The 16,196-nt window shown below is 74.2% G+C and carries 12 protein-coding genes; 7 read left to right on the top strand and 5 right to left on the bottom strand.

Annotation, left to right across the window (positions count from 1 at the left end; all coding sequences use genetic code 11):
• Positions 1-7: 7 nt before the first annotated feature.
• A complete protein-coding gene (locus V6V16_RS07245; RefSeq protein ID WP_334560727.1) occupies positions 8-1,099 on the bottom strand; it encodes a FecCD family ABC transporter permease in 1,092 nt (363 codons plus the stop codon).
• On the bottom strand, positions 1,096-2,142 hold the full coding sequence (locus tag V6V16_RS07240; RefSeq protein ID WP_334560725.1) for a FecCD family ABC transporter permease: 1,047 nt from the start codon (positions 2,140-2,142) through the stop codon (positions 1,096-1,098). Before V6V16_RS07240 ends, V6V16_RS07245 begins: the two co-directional genes overlap by 4 nt.
• Positions 2,143-2,419: 277 nt before the next feature.
• Between V6V16_RS07240 and V6V16_RS07235 the strand changes: the two genes are divergently transcribed.
• Entirely contained in the window at positions 2,420-2,776 is a 357-nt protein-coding gene (locus V6V16_RS07235; protein WP_334560723.1) for a hypothetical protein, read from the top strand.
• Positions 2,777-2,800: 24 nt separating this feature from the next.
• Here the strand turns inward: V6V16_RS07235 and V6V16_RS07230 are convergent, their stop codons facing one another.
• Entirely contained in the window at positions 2,801-3,241 is a 441-nt protein-coding gene (locus V6V16_RS07230) for a cytidine deaminase (RefSeq protein WP_334560721.1), read from the bottom strand.
• A 168-nt stretch (positions 3,242-3,409) separates the two neighbouring features.
• Between V6V16_RS07230 and hrpA the strand changes: the two genes are divergently transcribed.
• On the top strand, positions 3,410-7,450 hold the full coding sequence (hrpA, locus tag V6V16_RS07225) for an ATP-dependent RNA helicase HrpA (RefSeq protein ID WP_334560720.1): 4,041 nt from the start codon (positions 3,410-3,412) through the stop codon (positions 7,448-7,450).
• Between the two features lie 37 nt (positions 7,451-7,487).
• Here hrpA and V6V16_RS07220 read toward each other — a convergent pair whose 3' ends face one another.
• Both V6V16_RS07220 and V6V16_RS07215 read right to left on the bottom strand, forming a co-directional pair.
• Complete coding sequence (locus V6V16_RS07220; RefSeq protein WP_334560719.1) at positions 7,488-8,810, bottom strand: FAD-dependent oxidoreductase; 1,323 nt, start codon at positions 8,808-8,810, stop codon at positions 7,488-7,490.
• A gap of 114 nt (positions 8,811-8,924) precedes the next feature.
• Positions 8,925-9,854, bottom strand: coding sequence for a LysR family transcriptional regulator (locus V6V16_RS07215; protein ID WP_334560716.1), 930 nt, complete (start codon positions 9,852-9,854; stop codon positions 8,925-8,927).
• Positions 9,855-9,931: 77 nt separating this feature from the next.
• Here V6V16_RS07215 and V6V16_RS07210 point away from each other — a divergent pair, with 77 nt between their 5' ends.
• From V6V16_RS07210 to V6V16_RS07190, 5 genes are all read left to right on the top strand, one after another.
• A complete protein-coding gene (locus tag V6V16_RS07210) occupies positions 9,932-10,621 on the top strand; it encodes a succinate dehydrogenase cytochrome b subunit (protein WP_334560714.1) in 690 nt (229 codons plus the stop codon).
• Between the two features lies 1 nt (position 10,622).
• Entirely contained in the window at positions 10,623-12,560 is a 1,938-nt protein-coding gene (locus V6V16_RS07205) for a fumarate reductase/succinate dehydrogenase flavoprotein subunit (RefSeq protein ID WP_334560712.1), read from the top strand.
• Positions 12,557-13,321, top strand: coding sequence for a succinate dehydrogenase/fumarate reductase iron-sulfur subunit (locus tag V6V16_RS07200; RefSeq protein ID WP_334560711.1), 765 nt, complete (start codon positions 12,557-12,559; stop codon positions 13,319-13,321). The genes V6V16_RS07205 and V6V16_RS07200 overlap by 4 nt, the downstream gene beginning before the upstream one ends.
• Before the next feature lie 517 nt (positions 13,322-13,838).
• Positions 13,839-15,023 (top strand): zinc-dependent alcohol dehydrogenase, encoded by a 1,185-nt coding sequence (locus V6V16_RS07195; RefSeq protein ID WP_334560710.1) that lies wholly within the window; start codon positions 13,839-13,841, stop codon positions 15,021-15,023.
• Positions 15,020-15,964, top strand: a complete 945-nt coding sequence (locus V6V16_RS07190) for an SDR family NAD(P)-dependent oxidoreductase (RefSeq protein WP_334560709.1) — start codon at positions 15,020-15,022, stop codon at positions 15,962-15,964. Before V6V16_RS07195 ends, V6V16_RS07190 begins: the two co-directional genes overlap by 4 nt.
• The last annotated feature ends 232 nt before the right edge of the window (positions 15,965-16,196 follow it).

Raw genomic sequence — 16,196 nt, 5'->3', positions numbered from 1 at the left:
TGGGACTTCACGAGGACCGCCGCCGGCCGCGGAGCAGCAGGAAGATCAGGTACGGGCCGCCGATGGCGGCGGTCAGCACGCCGGCCGGCAGTTGGGTGGGGGCGAACAGCCGCCGGCCGCCCAGGTCGGCCAGGACCAGCAGCAGCGCACCGAGCAACGCGGCGCCGACCAGCGGCGGACGCTCGGCGCGGACCAGCCGGCGGGCCAACTGCGGGGCGACCAGGGCGACGAAGTCCACCGCGCCCACCTGGGCGGTGACCATCGCGGCGGCCAGCACCCCGGTGCCGGCGAGGCCGACCCGCCGGGCCACCGGGCGCAGGCCGATCCCCCGGGCGGTGTCGTCGTCCAGGGCGGTGCTGTTCAGCGCCCAGCCGGCCCAGGCCAGCACCGGCAGGAGCGCGGCCAGGGTGAGGGCGATCCACAGGCTCTCGGTCCAGCCCTTGCCGGCGAGCGTGCCGATCAGCCAGATCTGCGCGCGCAGCCCGTCGATCGGGTCGGCGGTGAGCATGACCACCTCGGTCAGGGCCCGCAGCGCGAAGGCGACCGCCACGCCGGCGAGCACGAACCGCTGGGCGGCCAGGCCGTGCCGGGCGCCGAGGACGAACAGCAGCACGGCGGCGACCAGCCCGCCGAGCAACGCGGCCGGCGCCACGAGCACGGCGGCGAGACCGCCGGTCAGGGCCACCGTCGCGGCGAGACCGGCGCCCTGGGTGATGCCGACGACGTCGGGGCTGGCGAGCGGGTTGCGCGCCACGCTCTGGATCAGCGTGCCCGCCACCCCGAAGGCCGCGCCGGCCACCGCGGCCAGCACCAGCCGGGGCAGCCGCAGGTCGAGGACCACCAGGTCGTACGGGGTGCCGGCGCCGGAGAGGGCGCGCAGCACGTCGGCCGGGGCGACGTACGGGGTGCCCAGGGAGAGGCTGAGCAATCCCGCGGCGAGCAGCAGCACGACCAGTGCGGCGGCGACCAGCACCGAGCGGCGGCGGACCTGCACGGCGACCGGACCGATCCGCACCAGCGAACGCCCGGGCAGCGCGGTGACGCCCACCCGGGGGCGGCCCGCCGGCCGACCGGCGGCCGGGGCGGTGGGGGCGGTCACGCCGTCACGACCTTCGCGCGGCGCACCAGGAAGGCCAGCAGCGGGGCGCCGACCAGGGCGGTGACGATGCCCGCGGGCACCTCCCCGGGTGGCGCGACGAGCCGGCCGACGACGTCGGCACCCAGCAGCAGCGCGGGACCGAGCAGCGCGGACACCACGAGGGTCCAGCGGTGGTCGGCGCCGACCAGGGCGCGGGCCAGGTGCGGCACCGCGAGCCCGACGAACGCGATGGGGCCGGCGGCGGCGACGGCCGCCCCGGTGAGCAGGACCGCGGCGACACCGCCGCCGACGCGGACCAGCCCGATCCGGTGCCCGAGGCCCCGGGCCACGTCGTCGCCGAGGGCCAGCGCGTCCAGGCCCCGGGCGACCAGCGCGGCCAGGAACAGCCCGGCCAGCACGAACGGCAGCACCTGGACGGCCACCGTGAGGTCGCGGCCGGTCAGCCCGCCGACCACCCAGAAGCGGTACTCCTCGAAGGTGCGGGCGTCCATGCTGAGCAGCGCGTACACCACGGAGGCGAGACTGGCGTCGAGGGCCGCGCCGACCAGCGCGAGGGTGACCGGGCTGGCGCCCTCGCGGGCCTTGGCGGCGACGGCGAAGACCAGCACGCCGGCGCCGAGCGCGCCGCCGATGCCGAACCAGACGTACCCGGCGAGCGTGCTCACGCCGAAGACGGAGATGGCCAGCACCACGCCGAAGGACGCGCCGGCGCTGATGCCGAGGATCCGCGGTTCGGCCAGCGGGTTGCGGGTGAGGGCCTGGAAGAGGACCCCGGCGACGGCGAGCGCCAACCCGACGGTGAGGCCCAGCGCGGTACGCGGCATCCGCAACTCCCGCACGATGGTGGCGGCCTCGCCACCGTCGGAGGCCACCAGCGCGCGCCACACCTCGTCGACGGCCAGCGCGCGGCTGCCGAGCGCGAAGCTCGCCAGCACGGCCAGCATCAGCACCAGCGCGGCGGCGGCGGTGACCGTGAGCCGCCGACCGCCACGCGCCCGGGGCCGGGTGCCGGCCGGCGCCGGTCGGGTGGCGAGGGTGGTCACGAGGCTCCTGCACGTTTGCGCTTAGGGTCGCCTTACCGTAGCGGAACGCCCTGGCCGGGCCTAACTCGCCGGTGTCGATCCAAGTGGCGCTGACCAGGGCGGACGACGCCGGACCCGGGCGGGCGACGGCCCTGGCCGCCCAGGTTCGAGAGCGTGCCGGTGCCCCGTCGGTCCTGGAGGCCGCTGCCGGCTACCGACGGCGGCCCGTCGGTGTCGGTCGGGCCGCCGACCGGCACCGGGGTGAGCCGAGGTCGCGCGGGGCCGCTACCGTCGCGTCATGGCGGATGGGAGAGGCAGCGGCCGCAGGTACACCGTCGCCGCCCTGCTGACCGGCGCGGTGGCGCTGGGGCTGGTGGCATTGGGCTGGTGGCTGCGCGACGGGGAGTATCGCGCCGACCGGGGGCGGTTCCTCGACCCGGGCTGGTGGGTCGGCGTCGTCACCAGCGGCGTCGGTCACCTCGCCTTTGGCAAGGTCGGCTTCAAGATCGCCCTGGTGGTGCTCGGGCTCGTGGCCGCGGGGCTGGTCGGCCTGCGGCGGCGGCGCGCCGCCGAGGCGGCGGCGCCGGAGGACCGGCAACCCGGCTCCGAAGCCCCGGACCGACCGGCCGGTGGGGGCGCGGAGTCGGTCGGGTGACGACCGGGCCGGCGGGCCGGGCCGTCAGTCGGCGGGTCGCGGCGCGGGGACCGGGCCGGCCGGCCCGTCGAGCTGGTGCTCGGCCCAGACGTACGTCTCCGGCAGCAGCTCGGCGACGTGCACCACACGCAGCGCGTCCATCGGCCCGACGATGACCCGGACGGTGGGGAAGTAGTCGCGCAGCACCTGCCGGCAGCGCCCGCAGGGCGGGATCACCCCGCGGCCCCGGTCGCCCACCGCGACGATCGTCTCCAGCTCGGTGACGCCCTGGGTGGCGGCGGCGCCGACCGCGACCACCTCGGCGCAGGGGCCGCCGGTGAAGTGGTAGACGTTGACCCCGGTGAAGACCCGGCCGTCGGTGGTCCGCGCGGCGGCGGCGACCGTGTGGTTCCCGCTGCGGCAGCGCAGCTTGGCGACCGCCGTGGCGGCCTGCACCAGGGCCCGGTCGGTGTCCCGCATCGTCATCCCATCCCCCGTGGCCAAGGTCGGTCGGCGGTCAACTCTAGACCGGCTACCCCGCGCCGCGCTCGCCCCGCCCGCGACCGTCGACGGGCGTGACCGGGGCGGGGCGGGAACGGGGCGGCGGTAACCCGGGGGCGGTCCGGCCGCCGGCTGCCTATCCTTGGCGACGACATGCAGAATCCAGCCGCACCCGCCGCGACCGATCCCGTCCGCGAGCTGCACCGCCGCCTCCGCCCCCTGATGTTCCGCGACCAGCGCCGCCTGCAACGGCGGCTCGACGGGGTGCGCAGGCTGCGCGACCCGCAGCGCCGGGAGTCGGCGCTCGACGAGATCGCCGCCGACGTGGCCCGGGCCGAGGCGCTGCTGGAGCGCCGGCGCGCCGCCGTTCCGGTGGTCACCTACCCCGCCCAGCTGCCGGTGAGCGAGCGCAAGGACGACATCGCCGCCGCGATCCGCGACCACCAGGTGGTGATCGTGGCCGGCGAGACCGGCTCGGGCAAGACCACCCAGCTGCCGAAGATCTGTCTGGAGCTGGGGCGTGGGATCAACGGGCTGATCGGGCACACCCAGCCCCGCCGGCTGGCGGCGCGTACGGTGGCGGACCGGATCGCCGAGGAGCTCGGCACCGAGCTGGGCGACGTGGTCGGCTACAAGGTGCGCTTCAACGACCAGGTGAGCGACCGGAGCCTGGTCAAGCTGATGACCGACGGCATCCTGCTCGCCGAGTTGCAGACCGACCGGATGCTGCGCCAGTACGACACGCTGATCATCGACGAGGCGCACGAGCGCAGCCTCAACATCGACTTCATCCTCGGTTACCTGCGGCAGCTCCTCCCCCGCCGGCCCGACCTGAAGGTCGTCATCACCTCGGCCACCATCGAGACCGAGCGCTTCGCCCGGCACTTCGCCGGGCCACCCACCGAGGACGAGCCGGAGGGCGTACCGGCGCCGGTGGTCGAGGTCTCCGGGCGGACGTACCCGGTCGAGGTGCGCTACCGGCCGCTGGTCGAGGTGGCCGAGGGCGAGGACGACGGCGAGGACGAGGAGAACGTCCGGGACCAGATCCAGGCCATCGGCGACGCCGTCGAGGAACTCGCCGCCGAGGGCCCCGGTGACGTCCTGGTCTTCCTCAGCGGCGAGCGGGAGATCCGGGACACCGCCGACGCGCTGGGCAAGCTGGTGGAGAAGAAGCCGGCGCTGCGCGGCACCGAGATCCTGCCGCTCTACGCGCGGCTCTCCACCGCCGAGCAGCACCGGGTCTTCGCCCCGCACGCCGGGCGCCGGGTGGTGCTCGCCACCAACGTCGCGGAGACATCGCTCACCGTGCCCGGCATCAAGTACGTGGTGGACCCGGGCACGGCCCGCGTCTCCCGCTACAGCAGCCGGCTCAAGGTGCAGCGGCTGCCGATCGAGCCGGTCTCGCAGGCGTCGGCCAACCAGCGCAAGGGGCGCTGCGGGCGCACCTCGGACGGCATCTGTGTCCGCCTCTACGACGAGCAGGACTTCCTGTCCCGCCCGGAGTTCACCGACCCGGAGATCCTGCGCACCAACCTCGCCTCGGTCATCCTCCAGATGACCTCGATCGGCCTGGGCGACATCGCCGCGTTCCCGTTCATCGACCCGCCGGACCGGCGCAACGTCGCCGACGGCGTCAACCTGCTGCACGAGCTGGGCGCGCTGGACCCGGGCGAGGCCGACCCGGCGAAGCGGCTCACCCCGCTGGGCCGCCGGCTGGCCCAGCTCCCCGTCGACCCCCGGCTGGCCCGGATGGTCGTCGAGGGCGAGCGCAACGGCTGCGCCACCGAGGTGATGGTGATCGCCGCCGCGCTGTCGATCCAGGATCCCCGGGAGCGGCCCGCCGAGAAGCAGGCCCAGGCCGACCAGGCGCACGCCCGGTTCACCGACCGGGAGTCGGACTTCGTGACGCTGCTCAACCTGTGGCGGCACCTGCGTGAGCAGCAGCGCGAGCTGTCCTCCAGCGCGTTCCGCCGGATGTGCAAGGCCGAGTACCTCAACTACCTGCGGGTGCGCGAGTGGCAGGACATCGTCAGCCAGCTGCGCCAGGTGCTGCGTACCCCCGAAGAAGGGCGACCGGCGCGCGACGGCGACGGCGACGGCGGCGGCCGGCGGCGGGGCGGCGCGGACCTCCCCGAGGAGATCGACACCCCGAAGGTGCACCAGTCGCTGCTGGCCGGCCTGCTGTCGCACGTCGGGCTCAAGGACGCGCAGAAGCACGAGTATCTGGGCGCCCGGGGCGCGAAGTTCGCGCTCTTCCCCGGCTCGGCGCTGTTCCGCAAGCCACCGCGCTGGGTGATGGCGGCCGAGCTGGTGGAGACCTCCCGGCTCTGGGGCCGGGTGGCCGGCCGGGTGGAGCCCGAGTGGGTCGAGCCGCTCGCGGCGCACCTGGTCAAGCGCAGCTACAGCGAGCCGCACTGGGAGAAGAAGCAGGCGGCCGTGATGGCCTACGAGAAGGTGACCCTCTACGGCGTCCCGCTGGTCACCTCGCGCAAGGTCAACTTCGGCCGGATCGACCCGGCGCTCTCCCGGGAGCTGTTCATCCGGCACGCCCTCGTGGAGGGGGACTGGCAGACCCACCACCGGTTCTGGGCGGAGAACCGGCGGCTGCTCACGGAGATCGAGGAGCTGGAGCACCGGGTCCGGCGCCGCGACATCCTCGTCGACGACCAGACCGTCTTCGACTTCTACGACGCGCGGATCCCGGCCGACGTGGTCTCCGGGCGGCACTTCGACGCCTGGTGGAAGCAGGCCCGCCGGGAGCGGCCCGACCTGCTCACCTTCACCCGCGAGCTGCTCGTCAACGCCGAGCGGGGCGGGGTCGACGAGGCCGACTACCCGGACGAGTGGACCGCCGACGGGGTGAGCCTGCCGCTGACGTACCGGTTCGAGCCGGGCACGCCCACCGACGGCGTGACCGTCGACATCCCGCTGCCGCTGCTCAACCAGGTGCCGGCCGAGAGCTTCGACTGGCAGGTGCCGGGGCTGCGCGAGGAGTTGGTCGTCGCGCTGATCCGTTCGCTGCCCAAGGCGGTGCGCCGCAACTTCGTCCCGGTGCCGGACTTCGCCCGCGCGGCGCTCGCCGCGATGCCCGCGGGCGAGGAGCCGCTGCTGGACGCCTTGACCCGGCAGCTGCGCCGGATGACCGGGGTGACCGTGCCCCGGGACGCGTGGGAACCGAAGAAGCTGCCGCCGCACCTGCGCGTCCGCTTCCGGGTGCTCGACGAGGACAACAGGCCGGTCGCCGAGGGCAAGGACCTGCCGACACTGCAACGCCAGCTCAGGGCGGAGGTACGCCAGGTCGTGGCGGCCGCCGCGCCGGACGTGGCCCGCACGGGGCTGCGCGAGTGGAGCATCGGCACGCTGCCACGCACCATCGAGCAGGTCCGCTCCGGCTACGCGGTGACGGCGTACCCGGCCCTGGTCGACGAGGGCGCCACGGTCGGGGTGAAGGTCCTCGACTCGCCGGCCGAGCAGGAGGCCGCACACTGGGCGGGCACGCGGCGGCTGCTGCGGCTGACCGTGCCGTCGCCGGCGAAGTTCCTCCAGGGGCGGCTGAGCAACGAGGCGAAGCTGGCGCTGAGCCGCAACCCGCACGGGGGCGTGCAGGAGCTGATCTCCGACGCGGCCGGGGCGGCGATCGACAAGCTGGTCGGCGACGCCGGCGGGCCGGCCTGGGACGCCGAGGGCTTCGCCGCCCTGCGGGAGAGGGTCCGCGCCGAGCTGGTGGACACCGTGGTCGAGGTGATGGACCGGGTCCGCCGGGTGCTCGCCGCCGCGTACGCGGTCGAGCAGCGACTCGGCGCCACGCGGAACCTGGCGGTGGTGGCGGCGCTGGCCGACATCCGGGCCCAGCTCAACGCCCTGGTCCACGCCGGTTTCGTCACCGAGACCGGCTACGCCCGCCTGCCCGACCTGCTGCGCTACCTCACCGCCGTCGAGCGGCGGCTGGACCGGCTGACCGGCAACCCGCAGCGCGACAAGCAGCAGCAGGACCGGGTCGCGGTGGTGCAGAAGGAGTACCAGGAGATGCTCGCCGCGCTGCCACCGGGTCGCCGGCAGTCCCCGGCGGTGCGGCAGATCCGCTGGATGATCGAGGAGCTGCGGGTGAACGTGTTCGCCCAGGCGCTGGGCACCCCGTACCCGGTGTCGGAGCAGCGGATCTACCGGGCGATGGACGAGGCCGAGGGCAGGTAGGTCGCCCCCGGCCGGCGCCGCGCCGGGCCCGCCCCGGTCAGGGCGCCGACGCCGGTGCCCCGCGCAGCACCCGCAGCAGCACCGGCGGGGAGAGCAGCCGCGCCGGCGGGTCGACGAGGTTCACCACCCGCAGGAAGGCCGCGCCCAGCGCCGGGTCCCGGGTCGCCGCGGCGTGCAGCCGCCCGACGTACGCGTTGACCAGCCGCACCCGCGGCGAGCGCCGGCCGGGCACCTCGGGGAAGCGCAGGTCGGTGCCGACCGCGATGGACCACGGCCCGTCGATCAGCCGGGCGGCGCCCCGGAAGAACCGCCGGGCGAGCCGCCCCGACGGGCGCCGGAGCAGCCGGCGCAGCAGCAGCGCCTCCAGCGCGGCCACCGTCATCCCCTGCCCGTAGACGGGGTTGAAGCTGCACACAGCGTCCCCGACCACCAGGTAGCCGGCCGGGAAGTGGCGCAGCCGCTCGTAGCGACGCCGCACGCTGGCCGGGAACTTCATGGTCGCCGGCGGGCTCTCCGGCCGCGCCGTACGCAGCAGGTCGGCGATCTGCGGGGCGGCGAGGGTCTCGGCGAAGGCCGCCATCCCCTCGTCGTCGACCGGCGGCTCCTCGCCGAGCATGCCGCTGAGCGCCACCGCGAACCGGCCGTGCTCCTGCACGGCCACGATGCCGCCGCGGGGCTGGCCGGGCACGGCGTTGGTGAGCGCGCCGAGCAGCCCCTCCAGGTGGTGCGGTTCGCGCCGGTAGGTGCGGGTGAGGTAGGTGACGCCGACCTTGACGCGTTCCTCCGGCGCCGGCAGGTAGCCCAGCTCGGCCAGCCAGACCGGGCTGCGGGTGCCCCGGCCGCCGGCGTCGACCACGAGGTCGGCCGCGAGGGTGCCGGGCTCCCCGTCGCGGGGCCGCAGCCGTACGCCGGTGACCCGCCCCCGGTCGAGGGTGGTCGTCAGCCCCTCCACCTCGCAGCCCGACACGATCCGCACCCCCGGCAGCGCGGCCACCCTGTCCCGGACGACCTGCTCCAGCAGCGGCCGGCTCACCCCGAAGGCGAGCAGCGGCGACGGGGCGCGCCGCATCCGGTGGCCGTTGTTGTACCAGTGCACCTGTTCGTGCAGGTCCACCGTCGGCACGCCGCACGCGGTCAGCTCGGCCGAGATGCCCGGCAGCAGCGCCTCCAGCGCCTGCCGGCCCCGGGTCAGCAGGACGTGCAGCTGCCGCCCCTGCGGCACGCCGCGTCGGCTGTCCGCGCGCTCGGGCAGCAGGTCGCGGTCGACGAGTGTCACCCGGTCGTACGCCTCGGTGAGTGCGCGGGCGGCCAGCAGGCCACCCATGCTGGCGCCGATCACCACGGCGCTGCCCGTTGCCATGCGGGCAGCGTAGGCCCGCCGGTGGGGGCCGGGCGTCTTCCGTCGTGCGCACCCGCGGCGCGTCGGCGGCGTGGCCGGAGACCGCTCTCGCGCCCCGTGCTCCGCCCGGCCGCCTCAGAGCGGCTCCACGCCCGGCGGCAGGTCCCCCTGGCCGGTGGCGTCGCGGACGTAGTCGAGCAGTATCCGGCGCAGCTCCCGGCCGGCGTGGGTGGGCACCACGTCCCGGCGCCGGGCGACGGCGATGGTCCGCCGGACGCCGGGCGGCGCCAACCGGGTGACGCGTACGCCCGGACGGCGGGCCACCACGATGCCGGGCACCAGCGCCACGCCCAGCCCGGCCTCGACGAAGCTGAGCACCGCGTCCATCTCACCGCCGTCGACGGCGATGGTCGGCTCGAAGCCGGCCTCCCGGCAGGCCTGCAGGGTGGCGTCGCGCAGGTCGTAGCCCTCGCGGAACATCACCATCGGCTGGTCGCGCAGGTCGGTGACGTGCAGCTCGCCGGTGGCCCGGGCCGCGGGCAGCTCCTCGACCGAGGCGACCACCAGGCTCTCGCGCAGGATGGGGTCCGCGCGCAGCCCGGGATCGGTGCCCTGCGCCGGCATGATGATCAGAGCCAGGTCCAGGTCGCCGCGGAGCAGACCACGGACCAGGTCCTGCGAGCCGCTCTCCTCCACCCGCAGGTCGACGGCGGGGTGCGCGTCGCGGAACCGGCGCAGCACCGGCGGCGCCAGCGAGGTGGCGAGGCTGGGAGTCGCCCCGAGCCGGACCCGGCCGCGGCGCAGGCCGACCAGCTCCTGCACCTCGCGGGTCGCGGTGTCCACGTCGGCGAGGATCCGTTTCGCCAGCGGCAGCAGCACCTCGCCCGCCGCGGTGAGGGCGATGTTGCCCCTGACCCGCTCGAACAGGGGCGCGCCCAGGCCCTCCTCGAGCGCGTGAATTTGCTTACTCAGGGAGGGCTGGGTGATGCCTACGACGTCGGCGGCTTGGGTGAAATGTCGTACTTCCGCCACCGCTACGAAGTACTTCAGCTGATGTAGCTGCATCTACATAGCCTACGGCTATCAAGACTGCGAGGTCGATGCATTGGACGACTGGACCGAGTGCTCTTAGCGTCGATCGCGTGGTAGTCACGAGAACTCGGTCGCCCATCCGTTCCACCGTCGGCCTGAAGGCCGTCATGGCGGTGACGGGCATCATCCTGGTGCTTTTCCTCATCGCGCACATGTTCGGCAACCTGAAGATCTTCACGGGGGCGACCTCGTTCGACCACTACGCGCACTGGCTGCGCGAGATCGGCGCCCCGCTGCTGCCCGGCGCCTGGTTCCTGTGGATCCTGCGGATCGCGCTGCTGGTGTCGGTGCTCGGCCACATCTGGGCCGCGACCACCCTCGCCGTGCGCGCCCGCGCCGCCCGCCCGGTGCGCTACGCGCACCGCAAGAAGGTCAAGGGCAGCTACGCGGCCCGCACCATGCGCTGGGGTGGTGTGATCATCCTGCTCTTCGTGATCTACCACATCCTCGACCTCACCACGGGCACGCTGAACCCGGTCGGCGACCCCGGCCGGCCGTACGCCAACGTGGTGGCCGACTTCGCCCCGGAGCGCTGGTACGTCACGCTCTTCTACACCCTGGCGGTCGTCACCCTCGGCTTCCACCTGCGGCACGGCGTGTTCAGCGCGCTGCGCAGCCTCGGCCAGCAGAGCCCGCGCGGCGAGCGGCGGGCCCGGGCCGTGGCCCTGGGCTTCTCGGTCGCGCTCTGCGCCGGCTACCTGGTGGTCCCGTTCGCCGTACTCACCGGATTGGTGTCCTGACATGGATCTCTACACCGAGGGCGACCCGATCGCCGACACCAAGGCTCCCGACGGCCCGATCGAGACCCGCTGGGAACGCCGCCGCTTCGAGGCCAAGCTGGTCAACCCCGCCAACCGCCGCAAGATGACGGTGATCGTGGTCGGCACCGGCCTGGCCGGCGGCTCGGCCGCCGCCACGCTCGGCGAGCAGGGCTACCGGGTCAAGACCTACTGCTACCAGGACAGCCCGCGCCGGGCGCACTCCATCGCCGCGCAGGGCGGCATCAACGCCGCCAAGAACTACCGCAACGACGGCGACTCGGTGCACCGGCTCTTCTACGACACCGTCAAGGGCGGCGACTTCCGCTCCCGCGAGTCGAACGTGCACCGGCTGGCCGAGGTCTCGGTCAACATCATCGACCAGTGTGTCGCCCAGGGCGTCCCGTTCGCCCGGGAGTACGGCGGCCTGCTGGACACCCGCTCCTTCGGCGGCGCGCAGGTACAGCGCACCTTCTACGCCCGGGGCCAGACGGGCCAGCAGCTGCTGCTCGGCGCGTACCAGGCGCTGGAGCGGCAGATCGGCCTCGGCAACGTGGAGATGAACACCCGGCACGAGATGCTGGAGCTGATCGTCGTCGACGGCAAGGCCCGGGGCATCGTGGTCCGGGACATGGTCACCGGCGAGATCACCACCGAGTTCGCGGACGCGGTCGTGCTCGCCTCCGGCGGCTACGGCAACGTCTTCTACCTCTCCACCAACGCCAAGGGCTGCAACGTCACCGCCACCTGGCGGGCCCACCGCAAGGGCGCCTACTTCGCCAACCCCTGCTACACGCAGATCCACCCGACCTGCATCCCGGTCTCCGGCGACCACCAGTCGAAGCTGACCCTGATGAGCGAGTCGCTGCGCAACGACGGCCGGGTCTGGGTGCCCAGGGCCAAGGGCGACACCCGCAGCCCGCAGGACATCCCCGAGGACGAGCGCGACTACTACCTGGAGCGGATCTACCCCTCCTTCGGCAACCTGGTCCCCCGCGACATCGCGTCGCGCGCCGCCAAGAACGTCTGCGACGAGGGACGCGGCGTCGGCCAGACCGGGCTCGGCGTCTACCTGGACTTCGCCGACGCGATCGACCGGCTCGGCCGCAAGGCCATCGAGGCCAAGTACGGCAACCTCTTCGAGATGTACGAGCGGATCACCGGTGAGGACCCGTACGAGGTGCCGATGCGGATCTACCCCGCCGTGCACTACACGATGGGCGGGCTCTGGGTCGACTACGACCTCCAGTCCTCCATCCCGGGCCTCTTCGTGATCGGCGAGGCGAACTTCTCCGACCACGGCGCGAACCGGCTCGGCGCCTCGGCGCTGATGCAGGGACTCGCCGACGGCTACTTCGTGCTGCCGAACACCATCGCCCACTACCTGGCGGCCGGCCCGTTCGAGAAGGTCGACGCCACGCACCCGGCGGCCGTGCAGGCCCGCGCCGACGTCGAGGACCGGATCCAGCGGCTGCTGGCCGTCGACGGCGACCGGACGGTGGACTCCTTCCACCGTGAGCTGGGCCAGATCATGTGGGAGCACTGCGGCATGGAGCGCAGCGAGGCCGGGCTGCGCAAGGCGATCGACGAGATCCGCGCGCTGCGCGAGCAGTTCTGGCAGCGCGTCCGGGTGCCGGGCAGCGGCGAGGGGCTCAACCAGTCGCTGGAGAAGGCCGGCCGGGTGGCCGACTTCTTCGAGCTGGCGGAGCTGATGTGCATCGACGCCCTGCACCGCGAGGAGTCCTGCGGCGGTCACTTCCGGGCCGAGCACCAGACGCCCGACGGTGAGGCCGAGCGCGACGACGACCGCTTCGCGTACGTGGCGGCCTGGGAGTTCACCGCCACCGGCGAGCCCTCGGTGCTGCACAAGGAAGACCTGAACTTCGAATACGTCCACCCCACGCAGCGGAGCTACAAGTGAACCTGACCCTGCGCATCTGGCGCCAGTCCGGCCCCGAGGACAAGGGTCGGATGGTGACCTACAAGGTCGACGACGTCTCCCCGGACATGTCGTTCCTGGAGATGCTCGACGTACTCAACGAGCGGCTGATCCTCGCCGGCGAGGAGCCGGTGGCCTTCGACCACGACTGCCGCGAGGGCATCTGCGGCATGTGCGGCCTGATGATCAACGGGGACGCGCACGGGCCGCAGCGCGGCACCACCGCCTGCCAGCTGCACATGCGGCAGTTCTCCGACGGCGAGACGATCGACATCGAACCGTGGCGGGCCCGGGCCTTCCCGGTGATCAAGGACCTGGTGGTCAACCGGGGCGCCTTCGACAAGATCATCGCGGCCGGCGGCTACATCACCGCGCCGACCGGCAGCGCCCCCGAGGCGCACTCCACCCCGGTCGCCAAGGCCAACGCGGAGGCCGCCTTCGAGGCGGCGGAGTGCATCGCCTGCGGCGCCTGCGTGGCCGCCTGCCCGAACGGCTCCGGCATGCTCTTCACGGCGGCGAAGGTCACCCAGCTCTCGCTGCTGCCGCAGGGCCAGCCGGAGCGCTACACCCGGGTGGTCGGCATGGTCGACGCGCACGACGAGGCCGGCTTCGGCGGCTGCACCAACGCCGGCGAGTGCACCGTGGTCTGCCCCAAGGGCATCCCGCTGAACACCATCGGCCGGCTCAACCGCGACTACCTGATGGCCACCTCGAAGCGGGGCGACAACACCCCCGGAACCTGACCCTCCGGGGCACCTCGCGGGCGAGAAGCCGCAAAGGGCCGCCGCACCCGGTCCCGGGTGCGGCGGCCCTTGTGTCCCCGAACCCGCCCACGCGCGCCCGCCGCGGGGTCGCACCGGAGGCCCGCCGGATCCCGCCGGGGTACTCCCCCGGCGGCCCTTTCGAGCTGAGTCGTCTGCGACATCGCCATCGGCGCGTCACCGGCGTCGACCACCGGGCAGCCCGCCCGGGGCGCGCGCCGAGGACCGGGACGCCCGGCGGCGGTACCGCCGCCGGCCGGCGCCCGACACCCCGCCGGGGCACGCTCTCCGGGCAGTGAGTCGTCTGCGACATCAGCTCGAAAGGCGACGTCGGGCAACCCGTTGCCCTGTCGGGGTCGGGTCGACGGCAGGCGGACCCGGCGGTCCCGGGGTGGGTTCTCGACCGGCCGCCGCCCGCGGCGTCGCCACGGCCGGGACCGGTTCAACCCGTCCAGCGCGGGTAGCAGTCGGGGACGGTGACGAGGAGGGGCGACCGGACATGAAGGCACTGACCTGGCAGGGCAAACGGGACGTACGGGTGGAAGAGGTGCCCGATCCGCGGATCGAGGAGCCGACGGACGCGATCGTCCGGATCACCTCGACCGCGATCTGCGGCTCCGACCTGCACCTGTACGAGGTGCTCGGGCCGTTCCTGAAGCCGGGCGACGTCCTCGGCCACGAGCCGATGGGCGTCGTCGAGGAGGTGGGCCCGGGGGTGACCCGCCTCAAGCCGGGCGACCGGGTGGTGGTGCCGTTCAACATCTCCTGCGGCTCCTGCTGGATGTGTGACCGCCAGCTGTACGCGCAGTGCGAGACCACCCAGGTCACCGCCGAGGGCAAGGGCGCCGCCCTGTTCGGCTACACCTCGCTCTACGGCTCGGTGCCCGGCGGGCAGGCCGAGTACCTGCGCGTGCCGCACGCCCAGTTCGGCCCCGTCAAGGTGCCGCAGACCGGGCCCGACGAGCGCTGGCTCTACCTGTCCGACATCCTGCCGACCGCCTGGCAGGCGGTGAGGTACGCCGACACCCCGCGCGGCGGCACCCTCGCCGTCTTCGGGCTCGGGCCGGTCGGCCAGCTCTGCGCCCGCATCGGCCGACACCTCGGCGCCGACCGGGTGATCGGGCTGGACCTGGTTCCGGAGCGGCTGGCGATGGCCCGCCGGCACGGCGTCGAGGTGCTCGACGTCAGCGAGCTGGACGACGTACCGACCGCCCTGATCGACCTCGTCGACGGGCGTGGCCCGGACGCGGTCATCGACGCGGTGGGCATGGAGGCCCACGGCGCCCCCGCCGGGAAGCTCGCCCAGACCGCCGCCGGGCTGCTGCCCGACCGGCTCGCCCGGACGATGACCGACAAGGTCGGCGTCGACCGGCTGGTCGTGCTCAAGGCCGCGCTCAAGGCCGTGCGGCGCGGCGGCACCGTCTCCATCTCCGGCGTGTACGGCGGCGAGGTCGACCCGATGCCGCTGATGGAGATGTTCGACCGGGGCGTCCAGCTGCGGATGGGGCAGTGCCACGTGCGCCGGTGGACCGACGAGATCATCCCGCTGCTCGCCGGCGACGACGACCCGCTGGGCGTGGAGGACCTGCGTACCCACCGGATGCCGCTCGCGCAGGCGCCGCAGGCGTACGAGATGTTCCAGAAGAAGGAGGACGGCTGCGTCAAGGTCGTGCTCGCGCCGTGACCCGGACGGTGGTCGTGACCGGCGCGAGCAGCGGGATCGGCCGGGCGGCGGCCCGCGCCTTCGCGGAGCGCGGCGACCGTCTCGTCCTCGCCGCCCGCTCCGCCGGCCCCCTCGCCGCGATCGCCGACGAGTGCCGGGCCGCCGGCGCCGAGGTGCTGGACGTGCCCACCGACGTCACCGCCGAGGGCGCCCCGGCCGCGCTCGCCGAGGCGGCCCGGGACCGGTTCGGCGGCATCGACGTCTGGGTGCACACGGCGGCGGTGATGGTGTACGGCCGGTTCGAGGAGATTCCGGAGCGGGTCTTCGACCAGGTGCTCCGCACCGACCTGCTCGCCGCCGCCGCGGTGGCCCGGGTCGCGCTGCGTCGCTTCCGGGCCGACGGCGCCGGGACCCTCATCTTCGCCGGCTCGGTGCTGGGGCACATCACGGCGCCCTACCTGAGCGGCTACGTGGCGAGCAAGTGGGGGTTGCAGGGGCTGGTCCGCACGTTGCAGCAGGAGGCCCGGGAGACGCCCGGCGTGCACGTCTGCATCGTGAATCCGGGCAGCGTGGACACCCCGGTCTACCAGCGGGCCGCGAACTACCTCGGCCGAACCGGCCGGCCGCCGCCACCGGTCACCACGCCGCAGCGGGTGGCGCGGGCCATCGTGGACTGCGCCGAGCGGCCCCGCCGCGAGGTGTCGGTCGGCCGGGTGAACCTGGTCATGCGCGTCGGCTTCACCGTGCTGCCGGGCGTCTACGACGCCCTCGTCGGGCCGCTGATGCGGCTGGCCGCGCTGACCGGCCGCGCCGTCGCGCCGCACGACGGCGTGGTGTTCGCCCCCGACCCGGCCAGCACGGCGGTACGCGGCGGCTGGGTGCCCGACCTCGGCAGGGTGGCGCGGGCCGTCGGCGAGCTCCCCGGCCCGGTCGTCGCGGCCGTGCGGCGCCGGCTGCGGTGACCTCCTCGCGGGACCACCGACGTCGATCCTCTCGCCTAGGGTGGTGGGCCGGAGAAGGCTCCGCAGCGCCACGACGGGAGAGACGATTGACTATCCGGCTGAACCGCAGGACCGCGTTGGGGTTGGGCACGGTGGCCACGGCGGGGACGGTGCTGGGCGCCGCCGCGCCGCCCGCCGCCGCCCCGGGGGCCGCCGGCGTCGCCGGCCCGGCTCCGGCGACGCCCCGGCAGGC

Origin of the sequence: Micromonospora sp. CPCC 205561, from assembly GCF_036906775.1 — a bacterium.
Lineage (GTDB): Bacteria > Actinomycetota > Actinomycetes > Mycobacteriales > Micromonosporaceae > Micromonospora.
Note: the sequence above shows the minus strand (reverse complement) of the source record. Positions and strands in the feature narration are given on the sequence as shown.

Excerpts from the sequence above, each read along its gene's own strand:
- V6V16_RS07235 (WP_334560723.1), top strand. The coding sequence starts at position 2,420 with ATGGCGGATGGGAGAGGCAGCGGCCGCAGGTACACCGTCGCCGCCCTG.
- V6V16_RS07215 (WP_334560716.1), bottom strand. The coding sequence starts at position 9,854 with ATGCAGCTACATCAGCTGAAGTACTTCGTAGCGGTGGCGGAAGTACGA.
- V6V16_RS07220 (WP_334560719.1), bottom strand. The coding sequence starts at position 8,810 with ATGGCAACGGGCAGCGCCGTGGTGATCGGCGCCAGCATGGGTGGCCTG.
- V6V16_RS07230 (WP_334560721.1), bottom strand. The coding sequence starts at position 3,241 with ATGACGATGCGGGACACCGACCGGGCCCTGGTGCAGGCCGCCACGGCG.
- V6V16_RS07205 (WP_334560712.1), top strand. The coding sequence starts at position 10,623 with ATGGATCTCTACACCGAGGGCGACCCGATCGCCGACACCAAGGCTCCC.
- V6V16_RS07195 (WP_334560710.1), top strand. The coding sequence starts at position 13,839 with ATGAAGGCACTGACCTGGCAGGGCAAACGGGACGTACGGGTGGAAGAG.
- hrpA (WP_334560720.1), top strand. The coding sequence starts at position 3,410 with ATGCAGAATCCAGCCGCACCCGCCGCGACCGATCCCGTCCGCGAGCTG.